Below are 9,926 nucleotides of genomic sequence, written 5' to 3'. Positions count from 1 at the left end.
TCATCACGGCGCTTCGGCAGGCTCAGCGACCTTGGCGCATTCCGAGCCTGCTTTAAAAACCGCTGTTGAAGAAGCTGGCTTTGAGTTTGTCGGTGAAGTTTAAACTTTGCTTAAAACGTAAAAGCCCGCTTTCGCGGGCGTGATGATGTTTTAAACTTCGCCGATTCTGGCAAGTTTTAACAATGGCATTCCGACTTCTCGGCTTTCATCGAGATTGACCGTGAAATCAATGCTCCAGTCGTTGAATCCTTCTTCGTCCTGGAGCATTTGCTGTATCTGCATAATGTTCCCTTCGTACGTGACGATTGTATGGCAGAGTGCTCGACCTTCCACATCCATGCGGAACTTGTGGTGTTCGGCAGTGTAGGCGGCCATCGTTTCGATGAGCCGTTTTTCTGTCCATGGGATACCTTCGGCGTCCGCCAAAAGTTCGCCTTCGGCAAGGTCGTCGGCGAGGCTGTCCAGAACATCCGAGAAGTCCTGCTTTTGCAAACTCATCATAATCTGGAAAATGCGCTGACGCACCATGTTGAGGAATCGCTTCTTGTCGTAGGTGATGTCTGCGGCGGCCTTGTCTGCACCGAATGCCTTTTCTGCTTCGTCTTCGGCAGTTCCAGCGTCCAAGCGTTTCTGGTAATCTTCCGGGTGCGCCATCTTTTCCCATTCTTCGAGCAAACTGGAGTCTACGCGGCGGATCATTTCGCCGAGGTAGTCCTGCATTTCCAAAAGTTCTTCGTTCTTGTAGCCGTCAGGCACGGTCTGCGAAAGCACCTTGTAAACGCCGTTCAAATGGCGGAGCAAAATCGCTTCCATGCGCTGCAAATTGTACTGCTTCACGTAGCCGCTGAACGTCGTGAAATTCTCGAACATCTCGCGCACGATGGATTTGGGTTCAATGTTTTCATCGACCCACGGGTGAATGTCGGCAAAAGCGTTGAAGGTGTCGTAAATGAAGTCTCGCAGTGGCTTCGGGTATTCAACTTTTTCAAGCTCTTCGAGGCGCTGGTTGTATTCCATGCCTTGCGCCTTGAGTTCGTTCATGCGGGCATCGCGAGCCTTGCTCTGCTGGATGCGCAAAATGGCTTCGGGATTCTCGAGGATGCTTTCGCACAAGGTAATCACATTCAGGGCGTATTCCGGCGAATCTTTGTCGAGCTTCGGGAGCGTGTCAAGTAAGTACAGCGATAGCGGCTGGTTCATCGAAAAGTCGTCTTGCAAGTTCATGTTTACGCGCAAGTGGCTGTAACCCGGAGCTACAGGCGGCACGAATTCGATAATCTTCTTTTCGACGAGGCTCCTGAACAGCAAAAATGCGCGGTGCTGCAACTGTTTTTTGCTGGCCGCACTTTCGTGGCAATCCTTGAGGAGCGCACGCATGGCGCGGCAACCGTCCGTCGGACGGCTCAAGATGTTCAATAACATCCCGTGATTCACTTGGAAACTCGAAGTGAGCGGTTCCGGAGATGCGTCAATCAAACGCTTGAATGTGTTTTCATCAAACGGAATGTAGCCGTGCTCGGGTGGTTTCCTCTTTTGGAATTTTTTGCCTGTCGTGCGTGACTTCGCTTCGAGTTTCAGATTCTCGATGACGTGCTCGGGCGCTTGTGCGACCACGTAGCCAACATTGTCAAAACCTTTACGGCCTGCGCGGCCTGCAATCTGGTGGAAATCTCGCGCGGTCAAAATGGCGGTCTTATCGCCGCTGTACTTGCAGAGCTGTGTGAAAAGGACTGTGCGGATTGGAACGTTCACGCCCACGCCGAGCGTGTCTGTGCCGCAAATGACCTTGAGCAAACCTTGCTGGGCGAGCTTTTCGCAGAGAATGCGGTACTTTGGCAAAAGCCCCGCGTGGTGGAGCCCAATGCCTTGCTTGAGCCAACGCTTGACATCCGGACCATACGGGCTTGAAAATCGGACTTCCTTGATTGCTTCGTTGATCTTGACTTTTTCTTCTTTGGTGCAGAGGTCAAGACTCATGAAGTTCTGCGCATTGCTTGCCGCAGCGGCCTGCGTGAAGTGAACGACGTAAACTGGAGCCTTGCCTTCGTTCACAAGCTTTTGCACTTCGGTTGAAATTTCGGTAGTGCTGTAGCTAAAGTCGAGCGGCACCGGGCGTTGCGTGGAACGGACCGTCACGGATTCGCGGCCCGTGTGCTTGGTCATATCGCGTTCGAAAAATTCCGTAGCGCCAATGGTAGCACTCATCAAGAGGAATCTCGATTGCGGGAGCGTCAAAAGCGGAACTTGCCAAGCGACACCGCGTTCCTTGTCGCTGTAATAATGGAACTCGTCCATCACGATGTCTGTGATGGTGAGCGCTTCGCCTTCGCAGAGCGCCATGTTCGAAAGAATTTCGGCCGTGCAGCAGATGATGGGGGCGTCGCGGTTGACGGTTGCATCACCGGTCGAAAGCCCGACGTTTTCGGCGCCGAATTCCTTGCAGAGCGCCATCCACTTTTCGTTCACGAGCGCCTTGATGGGGCAGGTGTAAACGCTACGGCGGTTGTGTACAAGACTATCGAAATGGAGCGCCAATGCGACCATGGATTTTCCGCTACCCGTCGGCGTATTGAGGATGACATTCTTGCCGTCCAAAAGTTCCAAAATGGCTTCTTCTTGCGCTGGGTACAACGTTGTTCCGCGGGCTTCGGCCCACGCCATAAATTGTTCCAAAACGTCTTCAGACGAGATATCGGAACGGTGGCCGTTGAACTTTTCAATCAGTTCATTCAAAAAATCTTTAAGAATCCGCTTGTTTTGCTCTGCCATAATGGCTCAAAGATAATATTAATCGTAAGAAGTTTTCTATTTTCGAATGTAAGGAGAATTGTTATGAAAGGAATCGTACTCGCTGGGGGCTCCGGCACACGTCTGTATCCGCTCACGATGGTCACGTCGAAGCAACTTTTGCCAGTTTACGACAAGCCGATGATTTATTATCCGCTTTCGACCTTGATGTTGGCGGGCATTCGTGACATTCTCATTATCTCAACGCCGACGGATTTGCCGAACTTTGAACGTTTGCTTGGTGACGGCTCTGCCATGGGTCTCAACTTGAGCTACAAGGTGCAGCCGAGCCCGGATGGACTTGCCCAGGCTTTCATTTTGGGCGAAGAATTTATCGGTAACGATTGCTGCGCCATGGTGCTTGGCGACAACATCTTCTATGGAAACGGCTTCAGCCAGCTTTTGAAGGCTGCCGTCAAGAACGCCGAAGAAAATGGCCGTGCGAGCGTGTTTGGCTACTACGTCGAAGACCCGGAACGTTTTGGCGTTGTGGAATTTGACGATAATGGCAAGGTGATTTCTGTCGAAGAAAAGCCGAAGGAACCGAAGAGCAATTACGCCATAACGGGCCTTTACTTCTATGACAATCGCGTAGCGGGCTATGCTAAGGTGCAAAAACCGAGTGCTCGTGGCGAACTTGAAATTACTGACCTCAACAAGACTTATCTCGACAAGGGCGAACTCGACGTGAAACTCCTTGGTCGTGGTTTTGCTTGGCTCGATACCGGTACGATGGATAGCCTCATTGAAGCGGGCGAGTTCGTGAAAATGGTCGAAAACCGCCAGGGCATCCAAATTTCAGCAGTTGAAGAAATTGCGTACAAGAATGGCTGGATAAGCAAGGAAAAGCTCTTGGAATCTGCCGCCAAGTACGGCAAGTCTCCTTACGGCCAGCACCTCAAAAAGGTCGCCGAAGGAAAGATCCACTACTAATCTGTAAACTCAGTTGTTCTAATTGCTTTTATGCCCGGCCCTGTGTCGGGCTCTTTTTTATATGTATAAATAACTGAATCTTTGAGTGTAAAGTTATGTTAGTTTATAAATGAAATTTTTAGCTTATATTAATTGATAGAATTGTTTTGTTTATAAATTGTTGATAAATTTGATTGTTTTTTTTAGTTATAGTAGATTTTGTTGATAACATGTTGTTTGTTTAAAATAAATTTTATTTTTAATATTTTATCTTGATTATGTTATAAAAATGAATATATTTTGTTTGCCTCATATAACATAAGGAGATAATATGAAGAAGATTACCTTGTCTGCCGCAATTTTGGCAATGACGATGATGGGCTGCTCTGATACTGGCCTTGACAATTCTGTTGCTTCTACGAACGATGTGAAACAGGAAAAGTCTCATAATTCTTTGGCTAAGCTCATTGATTCTCAAAATAAGGACTTTCATCGCCTTCTAAATATGCAACCTACGGATATCCATGGCAATGGTTTTGAATATTATGCGTTTGTTGACGCCGGTATTGGAATTCAGTTTTATACTATTGATGACCTTGATTATGACGGCCATGAGGCTCAAGCTCTATTTAATATAGCGCAAGCTCCGTTTAATCCAAATACACTTCTTGTTGCTACAGGTCTTTTCTCTGATTGTGACTCTTATGGTTATTGCATAGGGTTTCATAATGTAGGCGTAGCATATAATGAGTATGAAAATATAAGCAATGTCAGTATTATAAGCAATGTCAGTGTTCAGTCGCCTCCGAATCCAGAAGGGGATAAGCTTTCTCGGAATAAGTGGTACAAGGAATTTGGTACGATCTCTGCATTTGTCGCTGTTTGGAACCAGGGAACGCCTGATGAACTTGTGACGAATGGGGCGATTTACCATGGTGGGATGTTCGAAGGCCCTGATGGTGCTTCAAAGGCTCGTGCAATTTATAGCAGATATATTTGGCCTGAAATTTACGAAAGTCGTCTGTTTAAAGAATAGATCATGGATTATCACTAGTTCTATTTGCTAGTCCTATTTTGACTATAAGGAACTCGGCTCTGTGTCGGGTTCTTTTGTGTTTGTCGCCCTTAGAAAAAGTTGCCCTTTACTATATTTCTCCATGTAAATTGGAGAATTTCATGAAACGATCCATCGTAATCACTGGCGGTGCAGGCTTTATTGGTAGCCATGTCGTTCGCCTGTTTGTCAATAAGTATCCTGAATACAAGATTATCAACCTCGATAAGCTCACGTACGCGGGAAACCTCGCGAACCTCAAGGATATCGAGAACAAGCCGAACTACAAGTTCGTGAAGATGGATATCTGCGATTTCGACGCCTTCTACAAGCTTATGCAAGACAAGCATGTTGACGGCATCATCCATCTCGCTGCCGAAAGCCATGTGGACCGTTCTATCAAGGACCCGTTCACATTTGCTCGTACAAACGTCATGGGTACTCTCTCCCTCCTTCAGGCGGCCAAGCTCTATTGGGAAAGCCTCCCGGAAAAGTACGAAGGCAAGCGTTTTTACCATATTTCGACCGACGAAGTTTACGGTGCCCTCAAGATGAACCACCCGGAAGGCATCACGCCGCCGTTCACGACCACGGCTTCTAGCTCGGAACATCATCTGGCATACGGTGACGATTTCTTCTACGAAACGACGAAATACACGCCGCATAGCCCGTATTCCGCATCGAAGGCTGGTTCCGACCACTTTGTGCGCGCCTTCCACGACACTTACGGCATGCCGACGATTGTCACGAACTGCTCTAACAACTACGGTCCGTACCAGTTCCCCGAAAAGTTGATTCCGCTTTTCATCAACAACATCCGCCACAAGAAGCCGCTCCCGGTTTACGGCAAGGGCGAAAACGTTCGCGACTGGCTCTTTGTCGAAGACCATGCCCGTGCGATTGACGTGATTTTCCATAACGGCAAAATCGCCGAAACTTACAACATCGGCGGTTTCAATGAATGGAAGAACATCGACATCATCAAAGTCGTCATCAAGACTGTCGATAAGCTTCTCGGTCGTGCCGAAGGTGAAGACTTGAACCTCATCACGTACGTCACCGACCGCCTGGGTCACGACGCCCGCTACGCGATTGACTCCACCAAGCTCCAGAAGGAACTCGGCTGGGAACCGTCGTTGCAGTTCGAAGAAGGCATCGAAAAGACCGTGCGCTGGTACCTCGACAACCAGGAATGGCTCGACAACATCACGAGCGGCGACTACGAAAAGTATTACGAAAGTATGTACAAGGGAAAGTAGAACTTAGAATTTAGAACTTAGAACTTAGATTTATTTGTTCGTCTAAGAGCGAAGCGGTCTAAGTTCTGCCAACTACCAACTAAATATGTCCAAATTCAATTTCATCAAAACCTCCATCGAAGGTGTGAAAATCATCGAACCGACAGTCTTTGGCGATGCGCGCGGTTACTTCATGGAAACCTACAGCAAGCGCGACTTTGCCGAAGGCGGCATCGATGTGGAATTTGTCCAAGATAACGAATCCCGTAGCAAGAGGGGTGTGCTTCGCGGTCTGCACTTCCAGAAGCAGAATCCGCAGGGCAAGCTCGTCCGTGTAATCGAAGGCGAAGTCTTTGACGTGGCTGTGGACCTCCGCAAGAACAGCAAGACTTTTGGCAAGTGGGTGGGCGTTACGCTCTCTGCCGAGAACAAGAAGCAGTTCTACATTCCGGAAGGCTTTGCCCATGGCTTTGTCGTGCTCTCCGAAACGGCTTCGTTCGTTTACAAGTGCACGCGCTTCTACGCTCCGGGCGACGAAGGCGGTCTCATGTGGAACGATCCGGAAATCGGCATCAAGTGGCCGGTAGGCGAGGACTTTGAACCGCTCCTCTCCGAAAAGGATACCAAGAACCCGTGCCTCAAGGACCTTGGCTTCGCTTTTGACTTGTAATACCTTTGGCGCAGTTACTAGATGCTGGTTGAATGTTACTAGAGCGTTTCGTCTTGAGATAATCTAGTAACTGGTAACTCAAAACTATTAACTTGTTTTTTAATTTGCTATTTTTTATTTACTATGAAAAACATTCTTGTCGTTTGTACCGGGAACATCTGCCGTAGTCCTACAGGGGAGTATCTTTTAAAAAAAGAACTCGGACCGGATTTCAATGTGATGAGCGCTGGTCTCGGAGCTTTGGTTGATAATCCCGCACATGAGCTATCCCAGAAAATCGCCTTGCAGCATGGCATTGATATGAGTGCACATCGTGCGCGTCAAATCAATTTGGACATTCTCAAATGGGCTGACTTGATTTTGGTTATGGAAAATGGCCACAAAAGGGAACTCTTGCACAAGTACCCGTGGCTTGAGGGTAAGGTTTTCCGTTATGGTGAATCCCACCAGGTGGACATTCCTGACCCTTATAGGCGACCAGAAAATGCTTTTGTGCTGGCTTGGAACTTTATCTCTAAACTGACTCCGTATTGGGTAGAAAAGATTAGGCAAAGTGAAGCCACAAAATAATTTCTAAGAGGGAAAATATGAATAAAATTGGTATAGCTCTTTGTGGAGTTGCTGGCGTTATCTTGAGCGGTTGCTTTGCCGCTCCGCAGATGCGTATGGATATTCCCGAAGATTCCACAACTTATAATGGAATTACATTTAAATTGCATTCCATTGAAAAGGGCGACATGGGAGAACCTATTCCGGTGGCCGAAAATCCGCACGAAGGCAAGCTAGAAGACCTGATTGTGGATACCCTTCCCCAGCTGGAATACAGAATCGGACCTTTAGACCAGGTGCAGGTGGTCGTTTGGGAACATCCTGAACTCACGTCCCCGATGGGGCAGTACCAGACGGCAGGTCAGAAGGTGACGACCGATGGTAAGCTTTTCTACCCGTATGCCGGTGAAATCCAAGCTGCTGGCCTTACCGCCCAGGAACTTCGCCTCGAAATTACGAAACGTCTTTCCGACAAAATCCTTAATGACCCGCAAGTGGATGTCCGTGTGACGGGCTATTATAGTCGTAAGGCTTTTGTCACGGGAGCCGTGGCCAATCCGGGCTATGTGAGCTTCAATGAAAACCCGGTAACAATCCCTGATTTGGTTGCATCCGTGGGTGGCTTCGATGAAGCAGCTGATCCTTCGTTAGTCCAGCTCCGTCGTGGAGACAAAGTTTACACAATCGACTACATCCGTGCGTTCAAGGAAAATATTCCTATGGACCGCATCCTCGTGAAGCCGGGAGACCAGCTGTTTGTGCCGTTGCGTAAGGATACCGAACGCGATAGAAAGGTGTATGTCCTTGGTGAAGTGAACAGAACTGGCATTGTCCACATGGATAACTATATCACCTTGGCCGAAGCCCTTGCCGCAGCCGGTGGTGTGAATGCCATGAACGCCGCTCCGAGTGATATCTATGTTATCAGAAATACGTCTAGGGAAAAGATTGATATCTACCAGCTTGATGCAAAGAATGCCATGGCGCTTGCAATGGCTGACCGCTTTGAATTGAATCCGCGCGATATCGTTTACGTTGATGCTTCTGGCATTGCAACGTGGAACCGCCTTCTTAGCTTGATTACCCCGACCATGAACGCTATTTATCTTGGTACGAATATCGTTCAGAACGTCCAGGATATCAATAATACGGGTTGGAAGACTCCGTCCCAGAAGCGAGCTTCTTCGACAACTTCTTCTAACACTTCTACTTCTACGAATACGGCGAACAACGCTACAAATGCAACGGGTAAATAAATGATTAACTTGATTTTGTGTGGTGGCAGCGGTACGCGCCTTTGGCCGATTAGCCGCTCTCTCATGCCCAAACAGTTTGCCCGTCTTTTTGACGGTGCTTCCCTGTTCCAGCGTACGGTAAAGACAAATTCTCGCATTTGCGGTGCTCAGTACATTGTGAGCAATGCAGAACAGTATTTCTTGGCTAAAGACCAGCTCGAAGAAGTGGGCGCTAACGATGTTCGCTTCCTTTTGGAACCGGTAGGCCGCAATACGGCTCCGGCAATTGCTCTTGCTTGCCTTGGTCTTGATCCGGACGATATCGTTCTCGTGTCTCCGTCGGACCATGTGATCCGCAAGGCAGATGCTTACGAAGCATGCTTACGCAAGGCCGAAGAATTTGCAAAGAAAGGTTTCATGGTGACTTTCGGCATCACGCCGACAGGCCCGGAAACTGGTTACGGTTACATCGAAGCGAATGGCGACGATGTCAAGCGCTTTGTTGAAAAGCCGGATTTGGAAACAGCAAAGAAGTACGTTGCTTCTGGAAGGTTCTTTTGGAACAGCGGTATCTTTTGCTTCAAGGCTTCGACGTTCCTCGATGAACTTTCAACGTATTCTCCGGATATCTTGACCGCAGCAAAGATTGCCTTTGCAAACGCCAAAAAAGAAAACAAGGATGCTCTAGTCCGTGTCAATCACGAAGACATGATGAACATCCCGTCGAACTCCATCGACTACGCTGTGATGGAAAAGTCTGCCAAGGTGAAGGTCGTGCCGAGCGATATCGGCTGGTCTGACCTCGGTGCGTTTGATTCGCTTTATGGTGAATTCGACCACGACGAAAATGGCAATAACGTGAACGCCAGGCATTTGGCAATCGGTTCCAAGAATTCTCTTGTGCTCGGTGGTCAGCGTCAGATTTGCACGATTGACTTGGACAATATGCTCATTGTCGATACGCCGGATGCTCTCTTGGTCGCTCCTCTTGCGAGCAGCCAGAAGGTCAAGCAGGTCGTCGACGAGCTCAAGGCTCGCGGCTCCGACTTGCCGAAGGTCCCGCAGACGGTCAACCGTCCGTGGGGTACGTACTCCGTGCTCGAATCTACGGACCGCTACAAGATGAAGCGAATCGTTGTTCGTCCGGGCGAACGCCTCTCGTTGCAGAAACATTTGCACCGTTCGGAACACTGGGTCGTTGTGAGCGGAACTGCAACATGCACCGTTGGTGACAAGGTGTTCTACGTGCGCCCGAACGAATCGACCTACATTCCTTCTGGTACGATTCACCGCTTGCAGAACGAAGGCAAGCTCCCGCTCGTGATTGTTGAAGTCCAGGTCGGCGAATACACCGGCGAAGACGACATCATCCGCGTGCAGGACGACTACAAGCGCTCTTAAACGTGTGGCGGGCTTACCGTTCGTGTAAAAAAAAATGGCGGGCCCGCCTTTTTCATATCGTCATCCCGATCTTGTGCCGG

General features: G+C 48.8%; 8 protein-coding genes. 7 read left to right on the top strand and 1 reads right to left on the bottom strand.

The window, feature by feature from the left end:
- Window positions 1-150 precede the first annotated feature (150 nt).
- The gene (locus B3A20_RS13840) at window positions 151-2,769 is read right to left on the bottom strand and encodes a DEAD/DEAH box helicase (protein ID WP_290765966.1); all 2,619 of its coding nucleotides are present in this window, start codon (window positions 2,767-2,769) and stop codon (window positions 151-153) included.
- A gap of 63 nt (window positions 2,770-2,832) precedes the next feature.
- Between B3A20_RS13840 and rfbA the strand changes: the two genes are divergently transcribed.
- The 7 genes from rfbA (at window position 2,833) to B3A20_RS13805 (ending at window position 9,846) form a co-directional block, all read left to right on the top strand.
- Entirely contained in the window at window positions 2,833-3,720 is an 888-nt protein-coding gene (gene rfbA / locus B3A20_RS13835; protein ID WP_290765964.1) for a glucose-1-phosphate thymidylyltransferase RfbA, read from the top strand.
- A 310-nt stretch (window positions 3,721-4,030) separates the two neighbouring features.
- Window positions 4,031-4,735: a hypothetical protein gene (locus tag B3A20_RS13830; protein ID WP_290765961.1), complete on the top strand. Its 705-nt coding sequence runs from the start codon at window positions 4,031-4,033 to the stop codon at window positions 4,733-4,735.
- Window positions 4,736-4,875: 140 nt separating this feature from the next.
- Complete coding sequence (locus B3A20_RS13825) at window positions 4,876-6,012, top strand: dTDP-glucose 4,6-dehydratase (protein ID WP_290765959.1); 1,137 nt, start codon at window positions 4,876-4,878, stop codon at window positions 6,010-6,012.
- Between the two features lie 85 nt (window positions 6,013-6,097).
- Window positions 6,098-6,661 (top strand): dTDP-4-dehydrorhamnose 3,5-epimerase, encoded by a 564-nt coding sequence (gene rfbC / locus B3A20_RS13820; protein WP_290765957.1) that lies wholly within the window; start codon window positions 6,098-6,100, stop codon window positions 6,659-6,661.
- Window positions 6,662-6,784: 123 nt separating this feature from the next.
- The gene (locus B3A20_RS13815; protein ID WP_290765955.1) at window positions 6,785-7,231 is read left to right on the top strand and encodes a low molecular weight protein-tyrosine-phosphatase; all 447 of its coding nucleotides are present in this window, start codon (window positions 6,785-6,787) and stop codon (window positions 7,229-7,231) included.
- Window positions 7,232-7,248: 17 nt separating this feature from the next.
- Window positions 7,249-8,466, top strand: a complete 1,218-nt coding sequence (locus B3A20_RS13810) for a polysaccharide biosynthesis/export family protein (protein WP_290765953.1) — start codon at window positions 7,249-7,251, stop codon at window positions 8,464-8,466.
- Window positions 8,467-9,846: a mannose-1-phosphate guanylyltransferase/mannose-6-phosphate isomerase gene (locus B3A20_RS13805; protein ID WP_290765951.1), complete on the top strand. Its 1,380-nt coding sequence runs from the start codon at window positions 8,467-8,469 to the stop codon at window positions 9,844-9,846.
- Window positions 9,847-9,926: the final 80 nt, after the last annotated feature.

It is taken from the genome of Fibrobacter sp. UBA4297, assembly GCF_002394865.1.
In the GTDB taxonomy this organism is placed as follows: domain Bacteria; phylum Fibrobacterota; class Fibrobacteria; order Fibrobacterales; family Fibrobacteraceae; genus Fibrobacter.
This window is presented reverse-complemented; position numbering and strand designations above follow the sequence as displayed.

Bases quoted from the DNA above. Each gene is read 5' to 3' on its own strand.
- rfbC (WP_290765957.1), top strand. From the start codon at position 6,098: ATGTCCAAATTCAATTTCATCAAAACCTCCATCGAAGGTGTGAAAATC.
- B3A20_RS13805 (WP_290765951.1), top strand. From the start codon at position 8,467: ATGATTAACTTGATTTTGTGTGGTGGCAGCGGTACGCGCCTTTGGCCG.
- B3A20_RS13840 (WP_290765966.1), bottom strand. From the start codon at position 2,769: ATGGCAGAGCAAAACAAGCGGATTCTTAAAGATTTTTTGAATGAACTG.
- rfbA (WP_290765964.1), top strand. From the start codon at position 2,833: ATGAAAGGAATCGTACTCGCTGGGGGCTCCGGCACACGTCTGTATCCG.
- B3A20_RS13825 (WP_290765959.1), top strand. From the start codon at position 4,876: ATGAAACGATCCATCGTAATCACTGGCGGTGCAGGCTTTATTGGTAGC.
- B3A20_RS13830 (WP_290765961.1), top strand. From the start codon at position 4,031: ATGAAGAAGATTACCTTGTCTGCCGCAATTTTGGCAATGACGATGATG.
- B3A20_RS13815 (WP_290765955.1), top strand. From the start codon at position 6,785: ATGAAAAACATTCTTGTCGTTTGTACCGGGAACATCTGCCGTAGTCCT.
- B3A20_RS13810 (WP_290765953.1), top strand. From the start codon at position 7,249: ATGAATAAAATTGGTATAGCTCTTTGTGGAGTTGCTGGCGTTATCTTG.